Annotated in this window: 20 protein-coding genes; 9 read left to right on the forward strand and 11 right to left on the reverse strand. The window is 64.7% G+C overall.

Features of this window, described 5'->3' with window-relative positions:
* The first annotated feature begins 59 nt into the window (after positions 1-59).
* The gene (locus tag BRAGE_RS0127770; RefSeq protein WP_027562194.1) at positions 60-728 is read left to right on the forward strand and encodes a hypothetical protein; all 669 of its coding nucleotides are present in this window, start codon (positions 60-62) and stop codon (positions 726-728) included.
* Positions 729-747: 19 nt separating this feature from the next.
* Complete coding sequence (locus tag BRAGE_RS0127775; RefSeq protein WP_027562195.1) at positions 748-2898, forward strand: adenylate/guanylate cyclase domain-containing protein; 2151 nt, start codon at positions 748-750, stop codon at positions 2896-2898.
* 473 nt (positions 2899-3371) lie between these two features.
* Here BRAGE_RS0127775 and pobA read toward each other — a convergent pair whose 3' ends face one another.
* Positions 3372-4544, reverse strand: coding sequence for a 4-hydroxybenzoate 3-monooxygenase (gene pobA, locus BRAGE_RS0127785; protein ID WP_027562196.1), 1173 nt, complete (start codon positions 4542-4544; stop codon positions 3372-3374).
* A gap of 50 nt (positions 4545-4594) precedes the next feature.
* Here pobA and BRAGE_RS0127790 point away from each other — a divergent pair, with 50 nt between their 5' ends.
* The gene (locus BRAGE_RS0127790; RefSeq protein WP_027562197.1) at positions 4595-5500 is read left to right on the forward strand and encodes a helix-turn-helix domain-containing protein; all 906 of its coding nucleotides are present in this window, start codon (positions 4595-4597) and stop codon (positions 5498-5500) included.
* A gap of 16 nt (positions 5501-5516) precedes the next feature.
* Here BRAGE_RS0127790 and BRAGE_RS0127795 read toward each other — a convergent pair whose 3' ends face one another.
* Positions 5517-5900 carry an SPW repeat protein gene (locus BRAGE_RS0127795; RefSeq protein ID WP_027562198.1) on the reverse strand — a complete coding sequence of 128 codons (384 nt, stop codon included), beginning with the start codon at positions 5898-5900 and terminating at the stop codon, positions 5517-5519.
* A 536-nt stretch (positions 5901-6436) separates the two neighbouring features.
* On the opposite strand from BRAGE_RS0127795, the gene BRAGE_RS0127805 reads away from it, so the two are divergent.
* Positions 6437-7042 carry an NYN domain-containing protein gene (locus BRAGE_RS0127805; protein ID WP_027562199.1) on the forward strand — a complete coding sequence of 202 codons (606 nt, stop codon included), beginning with the start codon at positions 6437-6439 and terminating at the stop codon, positions 7040-7042.
* A 25-nt stretch (positions 7043-7067) separates the two neighbouring features.
* On the opposite strand, the gene pcaG is transcribed toward BRAGE_RS0127805, so the two are convergent.
* Positions 7068-7694, reverse strand: a complete 627-nt coding sequence (pcaG, locus tag BRAGE_RS0127810; protein ID WP_027562200.1) for a protocatechuate 3,4-dioxygenase subunit alpha — start codon at positions 7692-7694, stop codon at positions 7068-7070.
* Between the two features lie 4 nt (positions 7695-7698).
* Entirely contained in the window at positions 7699-8487 is a 789-nt protein-coding gene (gene pcaH / locus BRAGE_RS0127815; protein ID WP_027562201.1) for a protocatechuate 3,4-dioxygenase subunit beta, read from the reverse strand.
* A gap of 104 nt (positions 8488-8591) precedes the next feature.
* Here pcaH and BRAGE_RS0127820 point away from each other — a divergent pair, with 104 nt between their 5' ends.
* The 3 genes from BRAGE_RS0127820 (at position 8592) to BRAGE_RS0127830 (ending at position 12484) form a co-directional block, all read left to right on the forward strand.
* Positions 8592-9512 carry a LysR family transcriptional regulator gene (locus BRAGE_RS0127820; protein ID WP_035730113.1) on the forward strand — a complete coding sequence of 307 codons (921 nt, stop codon included), beginning with the start codon at positions 8592-8594 and terminating at the stop codon, positions 9510-9512.
* Positions 9513-9636: 124 nt separating this feature from the next.
* The gene (gene pncB, locus BRAGE_RS0127825; RefSeq protein WP_027562203.1) at positions 9637-10941 is read left to right on the forward strand and encodes a nicotinate phosphoribosyltransferase; all 1305 of its coding nucleotides are present in this window, start codon (positions 9637-9639) and stop codon (positions 10939-10941) included.
* 235 nt (positions 10942-11176) lie between these two features.
* A complete protein-coding gene (locus BRAGE_RS0127830) occupies positions 11177-12484 on the forward strand; it encodes a GGDEF domain-containing protein (protein ID WP_027562204.1) in 1308 nt (435 codons plus the stop codon).
* Between the two features lie 6 nt (positions 12485-12490).
* On the opposite strand, the gene BRAGE_RS56030 is transcribed toward BRAGE_RS0127830, so the two are convergent.
* Positions 12491-13111, reverse strand: coding sequence for a TetR/AcrR family transcriptional regulator (locus BRAGE_RS56030; protein ID WP_084334670.1), 621 nt, complete (start codon positions 13109-13111; stop codon positions 12491-12493).
* Positions 13112-13761: 650 nt separating this feature from the next.
* On the opposite strand from BRAGE_RS56030, the gene BRAGE_RS0127845 reads away from it, so the two are divergent.
* Positions 13762-17166 (forward strand): acyl-[ACP]--phospholipid O-acyltransferase, encoded by a 3405-nt coding sequence (locus tag BRAGE_RS0127845; protein ID WP_027562207.1) that lies wholly within the window; start codon positions 13762-13764, stop codon positions 17164-17166.
* A 45-nt stretch (positions 17167-17211) separates the two neighbouring features.
* On the opposite strand, the gene BRAGE_RS0127850 is transcribed toward BRAGE_RS0127845, so the two are convergent.
* From BRAGE_RS0127850 to tcuA, 5 genes are all read right to left on the reverse strand, one after another.
* Entirely contained in the window at positions 17212-17778 is a 567-nt protein-coding gene (locus BRAGE_RS0127850; RefSeq protein WP_035730115.1) for a disulfide bond formation protein B, read from the reverse strand.
* Between the two features lie 10 nt (positions 17779-17788).
* Entirely contained in the window at positions 17789-17947 is a 159-nt protein-coding gene (locus tag BRAGE_RS56040; protein ID WP_027562209.1) for a DUF5993 family protein, read from the reverse strand.
* Between the two features lie 71 nt (positions 17948-18018).
* A complete protein-coding gene (tcuB, locus tag BRAGE_RS0127860; protein ID WP_027562210.1) occupies positions 18019-19125 on the reverse strand; it encodes a tricarballylate utilization 4Fe-4S protein TcuB in 1107 nt (368 codons plus the stop codon).
* Between the two features lie 4 nt (positions 19126-19129).
* A complete protein-coding gene (locus BRAGE_RS0127865) occupies positions 19130-20158 on the reverse strand; it encodes an esterase (protein WP_027562211.1) in 1029 nt (342 codons plus the stop codon).
* 27 nt (positions 20159-20185) lie between these two features.
* Positions 20186-21577 (reverse strand): FAD-dependent tricarballylate dehydrogenase TcuA, encoded by a 1392-nt coding sequence (gene tcuA, locus BRAGE_RS0127870; RefSeq protein WP_027562212.1) that lies wholly within the window; start codon positions 21575-21577, stop codon positions 20186-20188.
* A gap of 149 nt (positions 21578-21726) precedes the next feature.
* Between tcuA and BRAGE_RS0127875 the strand changes: the two genes are divergently transcribed.
* Positions 21727-22410, forward strand: coding sequence for a GntR family transcriptional regulator (locus tag BRAGE_RS0127875; protein WP_027562213.1), 684 nt, complete (start codon positions 21727-21729; stop codon positions 22408-22410).
* Positions 22411-22419: 9 nt separating this feature from the next.
* Here BRAGE_RS0127875 and ybaK read toward each other — a convergent pair whose 3' ends face one another.
* Positions 22420-22893 (reverse strand): Cys-tRNA(Pro) deacylase, encoded by a 474-nt coding sequence (ybaK, locus tag BRAGE_RS0127880; RefSeq protein WP_027562214.1) that lies wholly within the window; start codon positions 22891-22893, stop codon positions 22420-22422.
* Positions 22894-22929 lie beyond the last annotated feature (36 nt).

The following is a 22929-nucleotide window of genomic DNA, read 5'->3' on the forward strand; positions in this document are numbered from 1 at the left end:
TACGCATCGGACCAGGACGGGGACCGGTAGAGCATCGGTCGAACTGGATGAGCATTCCCATGAAAAGCCTGATCGGCGCCGCTGTCGGCGCGTTCTGCCTTGCGGCCCCCGCTTTGGCGGAGACGCCGGCCGCGATCGTCGAAGACGTCCAGGGCAAGGTCGACGGCGTCGCGTTCATGGACTATGTGGCGCCGGGCAAGATCATCAAGCTCGGGCCCAAAGCGAGCATCACCCTCAGCTATCTCAAATCCTGCCAGCGCGAAACCATCAGCGAAGGCGTCGTCCTGGTCGGCGCCGAGCAGAGCACCGTGCAGCTCGGCGAGGTCAAGCGGGAAAAAGTGCCCTGCGATACCAACGCGGCGAAACTGTCGGAGCGCGAGGCGAACCAGAGCGCCGCGACCACCTTCCGCACCATGCGCTCGGACGCCAAGGGCGCGCCATCGAAGCTGCCGACGCTCTACGGCACAGCGCCGCTGGTGCAGGCCAAGAGCGGCAGCACGCTGGTGATCGAGCGCACCGACGGCAAGGAGCCCACGATCAGCGTGCCGCTCAAGACCGAGATCATGGTCGGCGGCAAGTTCTACGACTTTGCCAAGGCCGGAAAGACGCTCACCCCCGGCGGCAGCTATCTCGCCATTCTCGGCGCCAAGCGCTACGCCTTCCAGGTCGACGCCAGCGCCACGTCATCGCCGACGCCGATCGTCGGTCGCCTGCTGCGGCTCGAATAGGCGACCAAGCGACGGGGCGATGCGGCGGATCGGCAGACGGGACATCGTTGCGGCGATCCTGATCGCGCTCCTTGCGGGCGCGGTCTTTACGTCCCCGCCGCTTCGGTCGCTGCAAGGTCTCTCGCTTGATATCCTCACGGCGCTGCGCGGCAAGATCGTCGGCGACCGCCGCGATCCCGCGACATCGCCTGTGGTCGTCGTGGCGATCGACGGTGAGACCTACGACACCCCACCCTTCAAGGGATCGCCGACACAGACCTGGACGCGCGAAATCGGCCGGGTGCTCGGCAGCATCACCGACGGCGGCGCCAAGGTGATCGGCTTTGACGTGATCTTTCCGAGCTCGATCGAGCAGTCCGAGATCCCCTTCGGCGACGCGCCGCTCGGAAGCCGCATGAGGGGTTTTGATCGAGACTACCTGATCGCGCTGCGACAGATCTCCGATGGCGGCAAGCTGGTGCTCGGCGAAATCCTGAGCAACGACCACCCGGACACGCCGTACACCGCGCAGCGGGTGGCGGTGCGAAACAACATCCGCGCGCTCAACGTCCACACCGACGCGGACGATGTCATCCGGCGGATGCCGCTCAGCTTCTCCATCGATGGCAAGCCGGTCCCGGCGATGGCGGTCGAGCTCGCCGCACGTGCGGTCGGAGCGAAGGTCGAGCTTGCACCGTCAGGTGCAGCCGAATTGTCCGGCTACACGATCCCGAGCGCGGTACCGAATACATTGACGCTCAACTTTCGTGGGCTCGGCCGCGACGTACCGGCCTATTCGTTCGCCGATCTGCGGGCCTGCGTCGAAAAAGGCGACCGTGACTTCTTCCGCCGCGCCTTTGGCGGCAAGGTCGTGCTGCTCGGCACCGCGCTGAATTTCGAGGACCGCAAGCTGACCTCGATGCGCCTTGCGAGCGGCTATGACGGCGCGCCGGGCGTGCGGTGCGCCCTGCCCGCACCCGCAAGCACCGCGCAGAATGCGCGCAGTGACGTCGCCGGCGTCTTCGTGCACGCGACCGTGGTGCGGAACCTGATCGAGCGCGATGCCGTGACCGAGCTCGGTTTTCCCATGCGGACCGTTCTGACAATCGTGTTCGCGGCGATCATCGCCTGCGCCGCCTGCCTGCTTGCACCGGGCGGCGCGCTGATCGTGTGGCTAGCCCTCACCGCCATTTACACCGCCGCGGCTGTCGGCGCATTCGTGCATGCGATGGCGCTGCCGCTGACCGAGCCCGCGCTCGCGAGTCTTGCTGCACTGGCGATGATGATCGGTTACCGCTTCGTGCTGGCCGATCGCGACGAGCGTTTCCTGCGCAAGAGCTTTGCGCTTTATCTCGCCCCCGAAATCATCGAGACCATGGTCGCCTCCGGCAAGATGCCGGAGCTCGGCGGCGAGATGCGCAACGTCACCATGTTCTTCTCCGACCTCAGCGGCTTCTCCTCGATCGCGGAGACGATGACGCCGGGCGAGCTGGTGAAGCTGATGAACGAATATCTCTCCGCCATGACCGACATCATCGAGAGCCATGGCGGCTATGTCGACAAATATATCGGCGATTCCATCGTCGCCATGTTCGGCGCGCCCGCCGACGATCCCTCCCATGCGCGCAATGCCGTCCACGCCGCTCTGAAGTGTCACGAGAAGCTCGCGGGGCTGAACGCCAGCAATGCCGCCTTCGCCGGTCACGGCCTGTCGCACCGCATCGGTCTCAACAGCGGCGAAGCCGTGGTCGGCAATATCGGCTCGCGCCGCCGCTTCAACTATACCGTGATGAGCGACACCGTGAACGTCGCCTCGCGGCTCGAAGGCGCGAACAGATATTACGGCACCGCGATCATGGCCTCGGAGGCGACCGTGGCACAAACCGGCGATACCTTCGCCTGGCGCGAGCTCGATGCGATCAGGGTGATGGGACGCGGCGAGGCGATCAAGGTGTTCGAACCGCTGGCCAACAGGGGCGCGCAGAGTGCGAAGCAGGCGAAGGTGGCAGCAGCGTATGCGGAAGGCCTGGCCTGCTGGCGCGCCCGGGAGTTCGCGAAGGCGGCTGACGCGTTTGCGAAGACCGCGAATACCGATCCAACGTCAGCGCTGTTCGCAAAGCGCGCCCAAGCTCTCGCGGCCAATCCGCCGCCGCCGGATTGGACACCGGTCAACGCGCTGGAAGGGAAGTAGTTGCCGCCGCGGCCCGGTGCGTCTTTCAACTGGCGCAAATGCGCCATGTTAGCTCGGATAGGTTCGCCTGCCCAAGGTCGAAGAAACGGGCTAAGGTTGCAGCCCCATCGAGGGCAAAAAGGCAAGTTCGATGTCCCCAATCAAGCTCTTGTCGATTGGATTGATCGCGATCGCCATGCTCACAACGTCCGCTGTGGCTCGCGAGAAGCGACGCGTCATAATACGCGCGCCCTTTGATATAAACCATTCCGCCACCGCCGGCCGTTCCTACAAGCTTCCGCTTGAACCGGATGGCCGTTGGATTTTCTGGGACGGCATTCCAATATGGTTCGGTCCGTCGGTCCGGGGCTGGCCCGGTCACATTTGCGACTGGGGCGACAATGGGCGGATTTGCTGAGTCATTTGATGCCGGTCTGACGCATCAATTTTTCTTCACGCGCGCGACGGATTTGTGAGCGGGCAGCTGCCACTAGCTAAAACGGCAGCCCCACGTAATTCTCCGCAAGCAGGCGCTGCGCGGTCTCGGACGAGAGCAGGTAGTTCAGCTCGGTCTGCTGCAGCCGGTCCTCATATTCGAGCCGGTCGGGGAAGCGATGCAGCATCATCGTCATCCACCAGGAGAAGCGCTGCGCCTTCCAGATCCGCGCCAGCGCCTTGGCGGAATAACCCTCAAGGCCGGAATCATCGCCGCGCTGATAGTGCGCGAGCATCGCATGATAGAGGTAATAGATGTCGGAGGCGGCGCTGTTCAGCCCGCGCGCGCCGGTGGGCGGCACGATATGAGCGGCATCTCCGGCGAGGAACAGGCGGCCATAGCTCATCGGCTCGGCGACGAAGCTGCGCAGCGGCGCGATGCTCTTCTCGATCGAGGGCCCCGTGATCAGCCGGCCTGCGACCTCGTCCGGCAGACGGCGCTTCAGCTCGGCCCAGAACGCATCGTCGCTCCAGTCCTCGACCTTGTCGGTGAGCGGCACTTGGACGTAGTAACGGCTGAGCACCTGCGAGCGCAGCGAGCAGAGCGCAAAGCCGCGCTCGTGCTTGACATAGATCAGCTCGGGCGACACCGGCTTCGTGCGCGACAACACACCAAGCCAACCGAACGGATAGACCTTCTCGTATTCGCGCAGCACGTCCTTAGGGATCGATTTGCGGCTGACGCCGTGAAAGCCGTCGGCGCCGACGATGTAGTCGCAATCGACGCGGAGGGTCTCGCCGTTCGCGCGGTACGTCACGTAGGGCCGGTCCGAGGTCAGATCATGCGGCGTCACGTCTTCCGCATTGTGCATGACCTTGCCGCCGAGCCGATCGCGCGCTTCGTAGAGATCGCGCGTGAGCTCGGTCTGGCCGTAGACCAGCACCGAATTGCCGCCGGAATGCTTGTGCAGGTCGATATGGGACAGCCTGCCGTCATGGGCGATCTCGAATCCACCGTGAATCTCGCCCTCGCGGTCCATCCGCTCGCCGCAATGCGCCTCGCGCATCAGCTTCGCAAAACCATGCTCGAGCACGCCGGCGCGAATTCGGGCCAGCACGTGGTCGCGGCTGTATTTCTCCAGCACGATCGTGTCGATGCCCTTCAGATGAAGGAGCTGGGACAACAGCAGCCCGGACGGCCCACCGCCGATGATGCAGACCTGAACTTTCATTTTTGCGTCCTCCCGTCGGCACTTTTTTGCAGATTCAACCCCGCAAACCGATGGAGGGTTTCGTCTTTGTCTTGTACTATTCGAACATGAGACACGCAGCCCCTGCCCCGGCGATCCGGGTCTATAATCTGTTCGGCGAGTCCGGCGATCTGCCCGACGTCGTGCATTGCGAGACCATCGCGTCCCGCTCGGTGCTGCACGATTGGACGCTGGCGGTGCACCGCCACGCCCGGCTGCACCAGGTGCTGCTGATCGAACGCGGCGGCGGCGAGGCGACGCTCGACGGGCGGGTGGTGGCGCTCCGGCCGATGCAGATCGTCAACGTGCCGGTCGGCCATGTCCACGGCTTCCGCTTCGAGCCCGATACGCAAGGCTGGGTGCTGACCATCGCCGCAGAAATCCTGGACGAGGCGCTGCTCGCCGCGGAAGGCCTGCGCGGGGCGCTGTCACGATCGGCCGTGGTGCGCGGCACGCCGCAGATCCGCACGACCATGAAGCAGATTTTTGCCGAGCACGCTGCGCGCGATTTCGGCCGCGCCCATGTGCTGCGCGCTCTGTCGTCGGCCATGATCGGGCTGGTGGCTCGTGCGCTCACCGGCGAGAGCGGCGGTGCGGGCACGGCGGAAAGTGGACTGTTCCGCCGCTTCGAGGCGCTGCTGGAGCAGCATCATCTGGAGCGCTGGAGCGTCGCGGACTACGCCCGCGCGCTGTCGATCACGCCGACCCATCTCAACAGGATCACGCGGGCGGCGACCGGCGATACCGCCTCGCACCTGATCCTCAACCGCCTGATCCGCGAGGCGCGGCGCAACCTCGTCTACACCAATCTGCCGGTCTCGACGATCGCCTATGCGCTCGGCTTCGAGGACCCCGCCTATTTCAGCCGGGTCTATGCCGCGGCCACGGGACTGTCGCCGCGCGCCTTTCGCGCGCAGCTCCATGGCGGCGAGGGCTGAGGAGGCCTCGGAAGAGCTATTGGTGCGCCGCCCTCTCCTGCTCTGTTTCCATCTCCGGATGCCTCTTCTGGTAATGCAGGAAGAGATCGAGCAATGCCAGGAGCATGATGGCGACGCCGAAGCCGATGCTGAGATGCATCGCCCGCGTGTGCGGGAATCCAAGCAGCCAGGGCGAGGCGATGAGCCAGACGCCCATCAGGACGTTGATCCACTCCTCCCAGTCGCGATAGGCAATGATGGCCGCCAGCGAGAGGATGACGATGATCGCGCTCGTCACCCAGAGGTCGATCTTGCCCTGGCTGTTCGTCAGCTTGAACAGCCACGGCGATAGAAAGAGGACAGCCGCGAGAAACAGATTGTAGACGTCAGGGGCGGTTTCGCGCTCTTGCAGTCTGCTCATGACAGCCCCTCCGCGGGAAGACGTACCGAAACAAATGTTGAGAAACACCTCTGTTCCCGACCGGCAGGGACCTTCTGCGTAGACTTTGGTCTCACTCAGGAACCGAAGCGACGGCGATATCCCTGAGCCGCGATGGCCAGCACGCGCAAGAAGAGCGGCGCATGGTCCGACCCGAAGCCGCAATGCCGGGATATCCCCTTCATCGGCAGGCGCGACGGCATCCGCCGCGCACCGCGATTGCGTCTGTTGCCGGCGCAGGCACTTACCTTCGTATATGGCGTCCCATCCTTTGGATAGCGGCTGTTTACCTCCGTACAATTGAGCCGGGTCTGCGCCGGCCCTAGCGTGGCGGCATTCGGCGCCCTGGCGCTGGTGGCATGGATCCTCCCTAACCTTGGCGCAAGGCGGCCACCCCTGTCCGGTTGCCTGCGCCGCCTTTTTCGGCAAGCTATCGGCGCATTCAGTGTTTTCCGGCCGACGCGCCGCCATTCGGCTGGACCGTCCGGCTTTCGTGCGGAACTGGGGATTTGTGCCTAATGTCTTCAATTGGGAAGATCGCGCTCTTTATCGATGGCCCCAATCTCTATGCCACCTCCAAGGCGCTCGGCTTCGACATCGACTACAGGCGTCTGCTCGGCGAATTCCAGAGCCGCGGTACGCTGTTGCGGGCCTTCTACTACACGACCGTCATCGAGGATCAGGAGTATTCGTCAATCCGCCCGTTGATCGACTGGCTCGATTATAACGGATATACCGTCGTCACCAAGCTCACCAAGGAGTTCGTCGACGCCAACACCGGCCGCCGCAAGGTGAAGGGCAGCATGGATATCGACCTCGCCGTCAGTGCGATGGAGCTCGCCGAACACGTCGATCAGATCGTATTGTTCTCCGGCGATGGAGACTTTCGGTCGCTGGTGGAAGCCCTGCAACGCCGCGGCGTCCGCGTGACGGTCGTCTCCACTCTCTCCACCCAGCCGCCCATGGTCGCCGACGAGCTGCGCCGACAGGCGGACGTCTTCATTGATTTGGCGGAGCTGAAACCGAAAGTGGGGCGCGATCCGGCCGACCGGCCGCGCGAGCTGCGCCAGCCGCCGCAATTCCTCACGCGCGGAACGATCAAACGCGACGACCGGGTGGAGTGATCCTGCGAGACGATCCGCCGGATCCTCACACGTCGAAGAACACCGTCTCCTCCGGCCCCTGCAAATTGATCGTGAAGGAATACACGGCCTTGCCGGCACGTTCGCTGCGCGTGGCGATCAGCGTCTTCCGGCGCACCGGCGGCTCGACCAGATTGAGCACGGGATCGGCGGCATTGGCGGCCTCTTCATCCGAGAAGTAAATGCGTGTGTTGAGGCCGATGTTGATACCGCGCGCGACGATCCAAACATTGACGTGCGGCGCGCATTTGCGCCCCGCCTTGTCGATGATGGCGCCGGGCTTGATGGTCTCGAAGGTGACGAGGCCGCTCTCGAAGTCGGAGCCGGCCCGGCCCCAGCCGCGAAACGCCTCGTCCAGCGCGCCGGCCGAGCGGTCGGCCGGATGGTTGTAGCGGCCGCTGGCATTGGCCTGCCAGATCTCCAGCAGCACGTCGCGCAGCACCGTGCCGCTGCCGTCGAGCACCTTGCCTTCCAGCGTGATGCGCTCGCCCAACGTGTTCGGCGTTACCAGCACGTTGGAGAAGTTCTTCTCGAAGATGTCGAAGCCGGCCATGGCCGGGATCAGGCCGATATGGACGTAGGGCCCAGCGGTCTGCGAAGCGGTTTCCTTGAGGTAGTTGAGCGGCTGCGGCATGGGCTCAGTTTCCTTCGGGGCGATTTTCAAAATAGGTGGAACGCTGGCCGCGCAGCACGATGTCGAAGCGGTACGCGAGCGAGTCGAACGGCGTCGAGGCATTGAGGTCGAGCGGCGCCACGAGGCGATCCAGCGCGTCCTTGTCCGGGATCGTCGTCAGGATCGGGCAGACCGGGATCAAGGGATCGCCCTCGAAATACATCTGCGTGATCAGCCGCTGCGCAAAGCCGGAGCCGAACACCGAGAAATGGATGTGGGCGGGACGCCAGCTGTTGACGAAGTTGCGCCAGGGATAGGGGCCCGGCTTCACGGTGCGGAAATAGTAATAGCCGGTGTGGTCGGTCAGGGCGCGGCCGCAGCCGCCGAAATTGGGATCGATCGGCGCCAGATACGTGTCCTTCTTGTGCCGGTAGCGGCCACCGGCATTGGCCTGCCAGAACTCGACCAGCGTGTTCGGCACGCCGCGGCCGGTCTCGTCGAGCACGCGGCCGTGGACGATGATGCGCTCGCCGACGGGATCGCCATCCTTGGCGTAGTTGCGGATCAGGTCGTTGTCGAGCGGGCCGAGATCGTTGTGGCCGAACACCGGTCCCGTGATCTCCGAGACCGAGTTCTCCAGTGACAGCAGCGCCTGGCGCGGCGAGCGCAGCACCGAGGATTTGTAGCCGGGCGCATGTGCCGGCGGGTGGATCGAACGGTCGCGCTGAAAAAAGCCGCCATCGCGGGGCGTGAACGGTTCGGGGCGGTTGAGGCGGGGATCCTGCAAGGCTGGAATCGGAGCCTGGGCATTCATCGGCGTTGTCTCTCCCTGTGGCGCCCGGGTCCGGGCACGCGGCTTATCGGGAGATCATGGGGCGACCTATTCTCAAGATAAATAGATGGATTATAATACATTGCATGAAAGAAATCGATCATTTGGCGCTCGACGGCCACGCCCTCGAGCTGTTCCTCTCCGTGCTGGAGGAAGGTTCGGTCACGGCGGCGGCGACGCGGCTCGGCCTGACGCAGTCGGCCGTCAGCCACGGCCTGAACAAGCTGCGGCGGATCGCGGGCGATCCGCTGTTCGCCAAGTCCGGCCGCGGCATCGTCGCCACCGCGCACGCGCAGGCACTGGCCGCCAAGGCGCGCGCCCTGATCGACGAGATGCGCAGCTTTGCCGGCGGCGTCAGCTTCACCCCGGCCACGGCGCAGCTCTCGCTGACGATCGCCGCCAACGATTTCCAGCGCGACCTGCTGCTGCCGCGGTTCTTCGATCATGTTGCGGGACAGGTAAAGGGTCTGAACCTGCGCGTGATCCCCTCGCAATCGCCCTCGCCCGCGATGCTGCGCGAAAACCGCTGCGATCTCCTGATCACGCCGCTGCCGCCGTCGGGCATCGACATCGTGCAGAAACGCCTGCTGAGCGATCACTATGTCTGCTATTTCGATCCCAGGGCGCGCACTGCTCCGTCCGGCCGCAGCGCCTATCTGGCGGCGCGCCACATCACCGTGGTCTACACCGACAATGAGCGGCTCGACTTCGACCGCCGGCTGGCCGCAAGCGGATTCCACCGCGACATCGCGATCTCCGTGCCGAGCTTCTCCGGCGTGCCGTCCTTCCTGCGCGGATCGCAGATGCTGGCGAGCATGCCGAGCCTGCTTGCCTCCGGCGTGATGCACGGTTTCGCGCAAACGCGGATACCGCTGGCCTCGCGCACGCGAACGCTCGCCGAGCTGCCGATGTTCATGGTCTGGCACCAGCGCTACCAGAAGGATCCGGCCCATCGCTGGGTCAGGAATCAGCTCGAGATTGTCGCAACGACGGCAGCCGGCGGCTGACCGCATCGACTGCGTCCGAGCGGGCCCGGATCGCGCACGGCCATGCTCGGGACTGGTCACGGCGACGCCCAGCCCCTCGCCAAACCCACTGGTTGAGCGCGGGCGGCCACGCTAGAATTCGGCCATGACAGTGACCGACATTGCGAGCCGAACCTACAATCACAGCTGGCGGCTGGATCCCATCATCCGCAGCCTGCTGGATACCGACTTCTATAAGCTATTGATGTTGCAAATGATTCGGGAAGATTACCCGGATCAGCAGGTGACGTTCTCGGTCATCAACCGGTCGCGCCATGTGCGGCTCGCCGAGACCATCGATGAGGGTGAGCTGCGCGCCCAGCTCGACCATGCCCGCACCATCCGCTTCACCAAGAAGGAGCTGATCTGGCTCGCCGGTAACACATTCTACGGCAAGACCCACATGTTCTCGGCGGACTTCATCCGCTGGCTCGCCGAATTCCGCCTTCCCGAATACGAGCTGCGCAAGGTCGAGGGTCAATACGAGCTGCATTTCCACGGACCCTGGACCCACACCACGATGTGGGAGATCCCGGCGCTCGCCATCCTCAACGAATTGCGCTCCCGTTCGGCGATGAAGGGCCGCGGCCGTTTCGAGCTCGACGTGCTGTATGCCCGCGCCAAGGCCAAGCTGTGGACCAAGGTGGAGCGGCTGCGCAAGCTGGAGAATTTGCGGTTGTCGGACTTCGGCACCCGCCGCCGCCACGGCTTCCTGTGGCAGCGCTGGTGTGTCGAGGCAGTAAAGGAAGGCCTGGGCTCGTCCTTTATCGGCACCTCCAACGTGCTGCTCGCGATGGATAACGATCTCGAAGCCATCGGCACCAACGCGCACGAGCTGCCGATGGTCGCGGCAGCGCTCGCCAAGGACGACGAGGAATTGCGCTGGGCGCCCTATCGCATTCTCGACCAGTGGCGCCAGACCTATGGCGGCAATCTGCTGATCGCGCTGCCCGACGCCTTCGGCACCAAGGCGTTCCTGCGCGATGCGCCGGAATGGGTCGCCGACTGGACCGGCTTCCGTCCCGACAGCGCGCCGCCGATCCAGGCCGGCGAAGAGATCATCAAATGGTGGGAGAAGATGGGACGCAATCCCAAGGACAAGCTGCTCGTCTTCTCCGACGCCATGGATGTCGGCTCGATCGAGGAGACCTATCACCATTTCGCCGGCCGCGTGCGGCTCTCCTTCGGCTGGGGCACCAATCTCACCAACGACTTCGTCGGCTGCACGCCGGACGGCTCGTTCAACCTCGATCCGATCTCGCTGGTCTGCAAGGTGTCGTCGGTCGACGGCCATCCGGCCGTCAAGCTCTCCGACAACCCGGAGAAGGCGACCGGAATGCCCTCCGAGATCGATCGGTACTTGCGCGTCTTCGGTGACGCCGGTCGCGTGCGCAAGCCGGTGCTGGTCTAGAATTCTCTCGATCGGGTAAATCGCACGCGACGAATGCGAGGCATCGGCTCGCCGACGCTGCGCCAGTTCCGATCTTCCGGCATTTGAAGCGATCTGCACCCATCCACTTCACAGCGCCTTCACTCTGCGACGCAGTCCCTATCGCTTTCAGGTCGAGTTAAGCAACGATCTCCTCTACTTGGCGTTGCAGGCGCAACGCTCCGCTGGGGTCGTTGATCGATTTGGGGAACGCAGGGTGTTTCGCAGAACAGCGTCTTCGACGAAGGGACACAGCTTCCTTCATGTCATCAAGCTCGTCTCGCCTTTCGTCATGGTCGTCGTGCTCCAGGCGGCGATCGCGGGATTCAGTCTCGAAGTGATGTCGTCGGTCCGCGCCTATGTCGCGGGCGAAGCGTTGTGGTCGCGCTCGCAGAAGAACGCCGTCTATTTCCTCAATCTCTATCTGCATTCGGGCAAGGCCAGCCAGTTCACGCAATACCAGGCCTCGCTCGCCGTTCCGATCGGCGACGAGTTCGCACGCTGGGCGCTCGAGCGCGATCCGATCGACGTCGAGGCCGCCCGCATCGGGTTTCTGCAAGGCGGCAACCATCCCGACGATGTTCCGGGCTTGATCTGGCTGTTTCGCTACTTCAATGGCGTCAGCTTCCTCCAGGAGGCGATCCGCGAGTGGGCCGCGACCGACCCCATGCTGCTGGAGCTGAGCGTGTTCGGCGAGGTGATCCGGTCCGAGCTGGAGAGCGGCCCGGTTCAGGACAAGGACCGCCTGCAATTCCTGTCGTCGCGGCTCTCGGACCTCAACGCTCAATTCACGGTGCATGCCAACCGCTTCTCCACCGTGCTCGGCGAAGGCTCCCGCGCCATCAAGGTGACGCTGACCTGCATCAACATCGTCACTGCGGTGATGCTGATCGTGCTCCTGGTCTGGCACACGCGGCGATTGGTGTTGCAACGACAGGCATTCGAGGACGCCTTGCATGCCGAGAAGGAGCGCCTCGCCTTTCAGGCTTCGCACGACTGGCTGACCGGCCTTTCCAACCGCCGCGCCTTCGAAGCGCGCCTGCAAAGCGAGCTGGACAACACCGCGGCGGGTTCGCTCGCATTGATCCTGCTCGACCTCGACCAGTTCAAGAGCGTCAACGACAGCTGCGGCCATCTCGCCGGCGACCGCCTGCTTTGCCAGGTTTCGCAGCTGCTGCAACAGGATCGGCGGCGGCATGATCTGGTGGCCCGGCTCGGCGGCGACGAATTCGGCCTGATCCTGCCGCAGTGCTCGCCCGCGAACGCCGTCGATATCGCCGAACGGTTGCGCCGGTCGCTCGAGATGTTCAGCTTCGCCTGGGACGATCGTTGCTTTACTGTGACCGCGAGCGTCGGCGTCACCTGCATTGCCGATCGCGACACCACGCTCGAAGACGCGATGCGGCGCGCGGACGCCGCCTGCTATCGCGCCAAGGAAAAGGGACGCAACCGGGTCCAGGTCGACAGTGCGAAAGCGGACGTCGTCCTCGTTGCGTCCCGGCCGCGCGAGGCTGTCCGCGCCTGACGCGGCTCATCGCCGGCTGGGGATCCCAAGACCGGCCAAATGCGCGTCCAGGAACTGTTCGACCTGCTGACGCAGCATCTGCGATGGCACGGCCACCATGCGCTCCTCGAGGCCGAGCGAGATGATGCCATGCACGGCCGAAAACAGCGTGCGCGACAGCAGCGCGATCTTCACGTCGTCCGCATCCGGTAGCACCCGCACAAGGGGCGGATGCATCAGCGCAAACGCATCCATCACCATCTGGAGGATGTCGTCGGGATAAGGACGGTCGTCCTCCATCCGGTGCTCGAACAGCGAACGCAGCAGATTGGCGTGCTCGGCGAAGAAGTCGAGATAGGTCTCCGCCAGCCCATAGAGCTGGCGAACCGGATCCTCGGCCGGAACCCCTTGCAGTCGCAGCGTCAGCGCCTGAACCGTCTCCCGATTGACGGTCAATATCACCCCGTCGAAATCGCCGAACTCGTTATAGACGCTGCCGACCGAGCAGCTGGCAGCTTCCGCGACGTCCCGAACCTTCAATGATCTCAATCCTTTAGTCGCGATAATGCTGCGGGCGATCTCCAGGATCTGGAGCCGCCGCCGATTTTTTTTCTGGTCTCGCAGCGATTCGTCTTGAACATTGTTCATTTTCAAGCTACTCACGTGAACATTGTTCAAATTAACCCGGAGACCCGCAAAATGCAAACCCTCGCTGTTGATATCGCCTCCACTTTCGTTGATGACGCCGCCGCTCTGGCGACCGGCCTCGGTCGCGCCCTGCTGCGGTTCGCCATGGCTCCGATTGATCGCATCGCCAATGCCTGCGACATTGCCGGCGTGCTGGCCGAACGGCGCGCGACCTTCCGCATGTGGCGGGCCAGTCGCACCCGTGCCCGTCACGACGGCCGCCGGTTCAGCATGATCCGCCGCTTCTCGCCCTTTCGCCATCTGGCCCATCTCACCTGAGGCAACGGTTCGGAGCGGCTAGAATGCAAGGGCCGGTTGCAACAAAGGACTCACCATGTCCCGACATTCGCAGCCCATCCCGCGATCCTCGGCGATGCGGTTCACTTTTCCTCATCGTCCGGCGCGATATCCCCGACAGGTGCGGCCCTTCCGCCCGACCAGATATTTGCGAACCTAACGAGATCACTTGGAGACCAACAGGATCGGAGGACCGGGGGACAGAGCAGGCGGTGACCGTCGTCACCCCGCAATCGTTCGCCCCATATCCTTCCGGTCGTGACTTTTCACTAACAGTAACAACCTCAGGCTGCCTTTCCAAAACAGGACTAGTCATGATCAGGGATTTGATGTCGTCACGCCGCTTTGCGCCGCTGTTCTGGGCGCAGTTCTTCTCGGCGCTCAATGACAACGTGCTCAAGAACGCACTCGTCATCATCCTGCTTTACAGTGCCGCAACCGGCCACGGCGATGCCCTGGTGACGGTGGCAGGCGCCGTCTTCATCTTCCCCTATTTCATCCTGTCCGGGCTCGGCGGCCAGCTCGCTGACAAATACGTCAAATCCGTCGTCGCAAGGCGGCTCAAATTCGCCGAGATCTTCGCCGCGGCCTTTGCCGCCGCCGGCTTCTTCCTGCATTCGGTGCCCCTGCTGTTCGCAGCGCTGGCGCTGTTCGGCATCATCGCCGCCCTCTTCGGCCCCGTGAAATATTCGATGCTGCCGGACCAGCTCGAGCTCGGCGAGCTCGCGACCGGCAACGCGCTGGTCGAAGGCGCGACCTTCATGGCCATCCTGCTCGGCACCGTCGCCGGCGGCCAGTTCGTCGCCGGCTCCGCGCACATGGGCTGGGTCGCATCGGCCGTGGTCGTGCTGGCGCTGTTGTCCTGGGCCTTCGCCTCGCGCATTCCCGCGACCACGCCGTCCGCGCCCGATTTGCCCGTCAACGCCAATCCCTGGACCTCGACGCTGAGCCTGCTGAGGACGCTGCACGCCGACCACCGGCTGTGGGACGGCACCGTGATCGTCTCCTGGTTCTGGCTGGTGGGCGCCATCGTGCTGTCGCTGCTGCCGGCCCTGATCAAGGAGGTCGTCGGTGGCACCGAGGGCGTGGTGACGCTGTGCCTTGCGGTCTTCGCGATCGGCATCGCCATCGGCTCGCTGTTCGCGGCCAGCCTGAGCCACGTTCGCCCGAATCTCGCGCTGGTGCCGATCGGCGCCATCATCATGGGCTGCGCCGGCCTCGACCTCGCCTGGGCCATCGCCGTGACCGCCAAGGGTCAGGACATCACCGCGGCCAGCTTCGCGACCTCGTTCGCCGGCCTGCGTATGCTCGCCGACTTCGTCGCCTTCGCCTTCGGCGGCGGCCTGTTCGTCGTTCCCTCCTTCGCCGCCGTGCAGGCCTGGTCGGCACCGAACGAGCGCGCCCGCATCATCGCTGCCGGCAACGTGCTGCAGGCCGCCTTCATGGTGGTCGGCTCGCTGTTCGTCGCGCTGCTCCAGGCGGGCGGGCTGCATGTCGGCTGGATCTTTTTCGGCCTCGGCATCGCCAGCTTCGGCGCGGTGTGGTTCGTGCTCAATAAATGGGGCAAGGAAGGCGTGCGCGACTTCGGCTCGCTCTTGTTCCGCGCACTGTTCCGCACCGAGGTTCGCGGGCTCGAGAACCTGCCGCCTCCCGGCACGCGGATGCTGATCGCGCCGAACCATGTCAGCCTGATCGACGGCCCGCTGCTGCACGCCGTGCTGCCGATCGACGCGAGCTTCGCGGTCGATACCGGCATCTCCAAGGCCTGGTGGGCCAAGCCCTTCCTGCGCGTGGTCAAGCACTACACCATGGACCCGACCAAGCCGCTCGCCGCACGCGACCTGATCAAGCTGGTCGCCGCCGGCGAACCGGTGGTGATCTTCCCGGAGGGACGCATCACCGTCTCCGGCTCGCTGATGAAGGTCTATGACGGCACCGCGATGATCGCCGACAAGGCCGACGCCGTGGTCGTGCCGGTCCGCATCGAGGGCGCGCAGCGCTCGCATCTCAGCTACCTCAACGGCAGCCAGATCAAGCGTTCGTGGTTCCCGCGCGTGACGGTCACGATCCTGCCGCCGGTCAAGCTCCCGATCGATGAACAGCTGAAGGGCAAGGCACGCCGCAATGCCGCGGGCGCCGCGCTCCAAGACGTGATGATCGATGCGATGGTCAAGAATGCCATGCTCGATCACACCCTGTTCGAAGCGCTCGGCCACGCCTATCGCGACCGCGACACCGGCAAGGTCATCATCGAGGATGCGCTCGGCACCACGCTGACCTATCGCAAGCTGATCCTCGGCGCGCAGGTGCTGAGCAGCAAGCTCGAAGCCGGCACGTCGGCCGGCGAGAATGTCGGCGTGCTGCTGCCGAATTCGGCGGGCGTTGCTGTCGTGTTCATGGCGCTGCAGAGCATCGGCCGCGTCCCGGCGATGCTCAACTTCTCCGCCGGCCCGGTCAACGTCCTCGCCGCCATGAAGGCCGCGCAGGTCAAGACCGTGCTGACCTCGAAAGCCTTCATCGAGAAGGGCAAGCTCGACAAGCTGATGACCGCGATCTCCGCGGAAGCGCGCGTGGTCTATCTCGAGGACGTCCGCGCCTCGATTGGCACGGCCGACAAGATCAAGGGCCTGCTCGCCGGCACCGCGCCGCGCGTCGCCCGTCAGGCAAACGATCCGGCCGTGGTGCTGTTCACGTCGGGCTCGGAAGGCACGCCCAAGGGCGTGGTGCTGTCCCATCGCAACATCCTCGCCAACGCCGCGCAGGCGCTGGCGCGGGTCGATGCCAACGCCAACGACAAGGTGTTCAACGTGCTGCCGGTGTTCCACTCCTTTGGGCTCACTGGCGGAATGATGATGCCGCTGCTCGCGGGCATTCCGATCTACATGTACCCTTCTCCGCTGCACTACCGCATCGTGCCCGAGCTGATCTACCAGACCGGCGCCACGATCCTGTTCGGCACCGATACGTTCCTCACCGGCTATGCGCGCTCGGCGCATGCCTACGACTTCCGCACGCTGCGCCTCGTGATCGCCGGCGCCGAGGCGGTCAAGGACCGCACGCGCCAGGTGTTCATGGAGCGCTACGGCATCCGCATCCTCGAAGGCTATGGCGTCACCGAGACGGCGCCGGTGCTGGCAATGAACACGCCGATGGCCAACCGTCCCGGCACCGTCGGCCGCCTGTCGCCGCTGATGGAAAGCCGCCTCGATCCGGTCCCCGGCATCGAGGAAGGCGGACGTCTCTCGGTGCGCGGACCGAACGTGATGCTCGGATACTTGCGGGCCGAAAATCCCGGCGTGCTCGAAAAGCTCGCCGAGGGCTGGCACGACACCGGCGACATCGTGGCCATCGACTCCGCCGGCTTCATCACCATCAAGGGCCGCGCGAAGCGCTTTGCCAAGATCGCGGGCGAAATGGTCTCGCTGTCGGCGGTCGAGGCCATCGCGACGACGCTGTGGCCGCAGGCCGCCTCGGTCGCGGTGTCGATCCCCGACCAGCGCAAGGGCGAACGCATCGTGCTGCTGACCACGGAGAAGAGCGCCGAGCGCAGCGCGATGCAGGCCCAGGCCAAGACGATCGGCGCCTCCGAGCTGACCGTTCCCGCGACGATCATGGTGGTCGACAAGGTACCGCTGCTCGGCACCGGCAAGACCGACTATGTCACCGCAACGACGATGGCCCGCGAGCAGGCGCCCGCGCCGGAGCGCGAGGTGGCGTGAGGCTCATGATCGTCGCACCGGCGAATGCCCGGTGCGACGATCCCGTCACTTGAGCAGGAGATAGCGGACCGGGTTGTCGTCACACTGCCCTGCTCCGCACTCCAGCACGGTCGACAGCAGATTTGCGGCAACCAGAACTGCGAAGATCGCGAACACCGCGTTCGATGCCGGACCGTTCAGAGGCACGGCGCCATCGCGGTCGTCCGTCACGTCCTTCAGGACGAAGACGAGCGCGACATAGCAGACGATTCCGACCGCCGCGATCAGCGCCCAGGTGTAGAAATGCAAGCCCAGCAGCGTCGAACCGTAGCCGGGATCGCCGGGCGCGAGATGCAGCGACACCTGCCGCATCGAAATGAAGCCGGTAACGAGGCTCGCAATGAGGATCATCGCATAGTGCGACGGACGCTCGCCGAGACGCATGTTGAACAGGAATCCCATGCCGATCGCGATGAACCCGGCCCGTTGCAGCAGGCAGAGCGGACAGGGCAACTCGCCAAGCGCAAGCTGATAGAAGAATGCGACAGCCAGGATCAGCGAGATCCCGAGCAGCCCCAGCATATTCAGGATCGCCCCGACCGACCGCCGTCCGCTCACCTCTGTCGCGCCCATCTCGTCACCCTCAGAACGAGAATTTCAGCGGATCGGTCGCGTGGTGGAAGAACCATGCGATGGCGACGACCATGGTTGCGCTCCAGAGCGCATAGCTCAGCCCCGCGCGCGAACGCCAGACCGACGCGCAGCCTGCGAGCGCCAGCAGAAAGGGCAGAAACATGTACATCAGCGTGGGCTCCCCAAGCGATTCGCGCATCGCGCGAACAGCCCCAGAGATACGTCAGCGCCGCATGCCCCTCAAGAGCCGGCTTCGCTGCGCCGCTCCTGCGCATAACGCACCAGGGCCACGAAGCGATAGATGCCGTGCACGAACTTGCCATAGGGCATGGTGATGAACAGCGCGAACACCGCGCCAAGATGCAGCGCCAGCAGCGGCCCCATGGCAGAGGTCTCGCGTAGGACGAGAAGCAGCATGCCGGTAAGGCCGGTCAGCAACAGCATGGCGATGAAGCCGACATCCATGCCGTAACGGTTCTCGTCGAGCAATGCCGGATCGCGCTGGGTCTTGGCCGTGAACAGGCCGATCGGACCGACAATGAGGCCGATGCCACCGAGCGTGCCGAGCACCACGGGCAGATCCCACCACGGATACGGCGCCTCGCGGCCGAGCAGATAGTGGTACAGCGTGGCCACCGAGGTCGCGGCAAAGCACAGCAGGAAGCCGTAGAACGTCAGATGGTGATACAGCTTGCGCCGGTCAGTCGGCTTGTCGTCCTCATTGTAGCAACCAACGCCGCCGCCATGGAGATAGCGCAGCTCGCCGGCGTCGCGGACCGCCTGGAAGATGGAGCCGCCTTCGGCGCGGCCGCCGATGGGTGAGCCGATGTCGCGCCAGAACGCACGCACGCTCATGACGAGGGCCAGGATGGCATAGAGGAAGGCGGCGCTGAACAAGGCGGCCATCGCATTGTGCGGCATCAATTTGTAGAACGCCCCGGGGCCGGTGTGGATGCCGAACAACACGCTGCGGTCGTTCAGGGCTGCGAAGCCGAGGATGAAGGCTGCCATGCTGAGCGCGGCGATGATGCTGATGACGAGACCGTTGCGCGCGAACGCTCCGGACAGCGCCTGCGGCCAGGCATAGGCCGCATAGGATTCGGCACGCGCAACCGCCAGCGTCTTGGGGACGTTGACGTTGAACTCGTGCGGCGGCGAGAACTGGCAATCGACGTAGCAGGCGCCGCACGAATGGCAGAGGTTGGCGAGGTAGTTGAGGTCGCCATCAGAGAAGGCGCGACGCATCTCCATCGCCGGAAACACCGCGCAAAGACCCTCGCAGTAGCGGCAGGAATTGCAGACCGTCATCAGACGGTCGGCCTCGTCCAGAATTCTGGTTCCGTGCATGGCGTTACTTCGTCAGGCCCTTGGCCTCGAGCCATTTCTGGATCAGGCCTGCGACCTCGAGGTTGTTCTTGTCCATCATCACCATGTGGGAATTGCCCTTGATGCCGGCTTGTGGGAGGTCGACGATGTCAACGCTGCCTCCGGCCGCCTTGATGGCATCCGCGAAGGCGATGCCGTTGGCGCGGATTTTTGGCCAGCGCGAGTCGCGCTCGATATAGTCGCCATAGATGATCAGGGTCGGGATGTTCTTCAGCACAGCCGCCTTGGCGAGATCGCCGATGCCGGCCGGCTCGATCGCGATCAGCGCCTTGACCTTGTCGGGCCGGGCCTGCGCGACCTTGAAACCGAAGGTGCCGGCCTGGCTGTGGAACAGGATCACCGATGGGCCGACGCGATCGATCTCGGCAATATAAGCGGCGATGGTCGCATCATCCGTCGTGGTCCAGCGCGGCACGTTCTGCTTGACGAAATTCTCGTAGCCCTCGACGGGAAACTGGTTGCCCGGCAGCACTTTCCGCTTCGCAGGATCGGGATCGTAGGAGTTTGGCCCATCGCCGATGCGGAAGCGCTCGAACGGATTGGCCGTGGTCAGGAAGACCGGCTCGCCTTTGAAGATGTCGGGGTACTGCGCCCAGCCCGCGCGTCCGCGCTCCACCGCGTCTGAATTGTAGACAGCCCATCCCTTGCGCAGGAAATAGTTCAGCCAGCCTTCGCGTCCGTCGGGTGTCGTCTCGTAGGTGACGCCGGTCAGTCCACCGCCGTGCCACATCAGCAGCGGGTATGCGCCCTTCTCGTTGGCCGGCAGGAAATACTGCACGTACATCTGCTCGACCTGATAGGTGCCGTTGGGATCGACCTTGGCCGGCACGCCGCCAGGCGCAAACACAACCTCCCTCACCGGCTTGCCGGAGATTTCGACGAGACGCCCGCCGACATGGAACGAGCCCATGTCGCGCAGGGTGATCGGCTCGGCGGCGCGGGCGTGGCCGATCATCAGCAACGCCGCGGTCGAAGCAATGGCAAGGCGTGACATGGTTGCTCCCTTTATCTTTTCTTTGCCCTAGTTCTTGGCGTGGCGCGCCGCTTCCCGTCCTGCGATGCGTCCGAACACGCTGCCGATGGTCATGCCCATGCCGGCAGCATAGCCCTTGCCGAGCACGTTCCCGGCCATGATCTCGCCCGCCGCGAACATGTTGGCCGACGGCTTGCCGTCAGCCATCAGCATCCGCGCCTCCTTGTTCACGCGCGTGCCGAGATAGGTGAAGGTGATCCCGGGCCGCACCGGATAGGCGAGATAGGGCGGCGTCTCGATCTTGCGCGCCCAGTGCGTCTTTTGCGGCGTGATGCCTTCGGTGCGGCAGTCGTCGAGAATGGTGTGGTCGAACGTGCCTGATAGCACCGCGGCGTTGAACTCGGTGATGGTCTTTTCCAGCGCAGCCGGATCGAGCTCGAGCTTGCCCGCGAGCTCGGCAATGGTCTGCCCCGCGATCGGCGGGAACAGCGTCGGCATGAAGCTGGTAACAACAGTCGAATCGAAAATGATGTAGGCGATCTGGTCGGGCTGCGCCGCGACGAGGCGGCCCCAGATCGCGTAGCGCTTGGGCCAGATGTCCTCGCCCTCGTCATAGAAGCGCTGGGCGTGCTTGTTGACGACGATGCCGAACACGACCGAGTCGTGCCTTGTGATGATGCCGCCGTCGAATTTCGGCGCACGGGCGTCGATCGCGACCGCATGGCACTGGGTGGGATCGCCGACCTCCTGCACGCCCTTGTCGAGCAGCATCTTCAGGATCGAGCCGCGGTTATAGGGTGTGCCGCGGATCAGGAAATTGTCGGCGGCCTCGCCCCAATATTGCTTCAGCCATTCGATGTTGGCCTCGAAGCCGCCGGCCGCGGCCACCAGCGAGGTCGCGCGGATCTCGGTCTCGCCCTTGATCGGCCGCTTCAGGTGCGCGGCGAGGAACATACCGTGCTCGATCACGAGGTCGGTGACCTCGGCATCGTATTCGACCTCGACGCCGAGCTGCTCGGCGGTGAGATAGAGCGCGTTCAGCATCGCGCGGCCGCCGCCGAGGAAGAAGGAATTGGTGCGGCCGAGACTCAGCGTGCCGCCGAGCGAGGGCTGCCAGCGCACGCCCTGCTCCACGATCCAGTTCAGGATGTCCTTGGACTCCCGGATCATGTGGCGGGCGAGAACCTCGTCGGTCTGCCCGCCGGTGACGCGCAGCAGATCCTCCCAGAACTCGTCTTCGGTGTAGGGGCCGGTCAGGATCTCGGTGGCCGCGTCATGGGCGCAACGCATATTGCGGGTGTGGCGGGTATTGCCGCCGCGATAGAATTTTGGCGCGCCTTCGAGCACCAGCACCGAGGCGCCGCCGCGGCGCGCCGAGATCGCCGCGCACAGCGCCGCGTTGCCGCCGCCGATCACCAGCACGTCGTATTTGCTGCCCATGCCGTCTGCCCGATGCGACGAAGTTGGAGACATTCTGCCCGCCGGTGGCTTCGATCAATGCCGCCGCCATTGCGCACTTTTGTATACAAAGATATACAAAAGACACGCAAGCGGCATCTCTGCATGGGCAGGATGCGTGTTGAGGGACCATGGCCAGACGCCCGGCAAAGGCAGGCGGATCGATCGCGCGCGGCGCCGGCGTCGCGCTGGGCGAGGCCGTGTTCCGCTCGCTCTGCGAGGCGCTGCAGGCCGGCAGCTACCGCGCCGGCGACCGGCTGCGCGAGGAAGAGGTCGCCCAGCGGCTCAAGGTCAGCCGCACTCCGGTGCGCGAGGCCCTGGGACGGCTCGCGGCGCGCGGCTTCGTCGAGCCCGCCGGCGGCCGCGGGCTCATCGTACGCAACCTCGACATCTCCGAGGTGCTCGAGCTCTACGCCATGCGCGAGATCATGGAAGGCGCCGCCGCGCGCCTTGCCGCCGAGCATGCCTCGGCGCCCGAGGTCGATGCACTCAGGGATATCGAGCAAGCCTTTGTCGAGGCGTCCGCGACCGACGCCGCCGAGATGGCGAAGCTCAACCGCGCCTTCCACGAAGCGATCTGCCGCGCCGCGCGCAACCGCTATCTCGACAACGCCTCCCGTGAATTGCAGGACTGGATCGCCCTGCTCGGCCCGACCACCTTCACGGTCACGGGCCGCCCCTCGACCAGCCATGGCGAGCACCAGGCCATCGTCGAGGCCATCGCCACGCGCGACGGCGACAAGGCCGAGCAGCTCGCGCGCGCACATATCCGCGAAGCGCTGCGTTGCCGGCTGAAATTGTTGCAGAAGCAGTAGCCGGAACGCTTAGGCCAGCACGTCCGCAACGACCGCTTTCGCGACATCCCGCACGTCAGTGGGCTTGAGCCGCACCTGCAAGCCGCGCTGGCCGCCGTTGAGATAGACAAGGTCATGGGCGAGCGCGCTCTGCTCGATCACGGTGCGGACCGGCTTGCGCTGCCCGAACGGGCTGATGCCGCCGACCTTGTAGCCGGTGACGCGCTCGGCTTCGGGCGGCTTCATCATCTGCGCCGACTTGCCGCCCACGGCCGCGGCGAGCTTCTTCATGGACACTTCCTGGTCGGACGGGACGATCACGCAAACCGGCTTGCCGTCGACCAGCGCCATCAGAGTCTTGAGGACGCGCGCCGGATCCTCGCCGAGTGCGGCCGCGGCCTGAAGGCCAATGCTCTCGGCGTCGGGATCGTAGTCGTAGCTGTGGACGGTGAAGGCGACGCGGGCGACTTCAAGCGCGCGGGTGGCGGGGGTGGCTTTGGACATGGGCCACACTTACCACCGCCATTGCGAGGAGCGAAG

Source organism: Bradyrhizobium genosp. SA-4 str. CB756, from assembly GCF_000473125.1.
GTDB lineage: Bacteria > Pseudomonadota > Alphaproteobacteria > Rhizobiales > Xanthobacteraceae > Bradyrhizobium > Bradyrhizobium arachidis.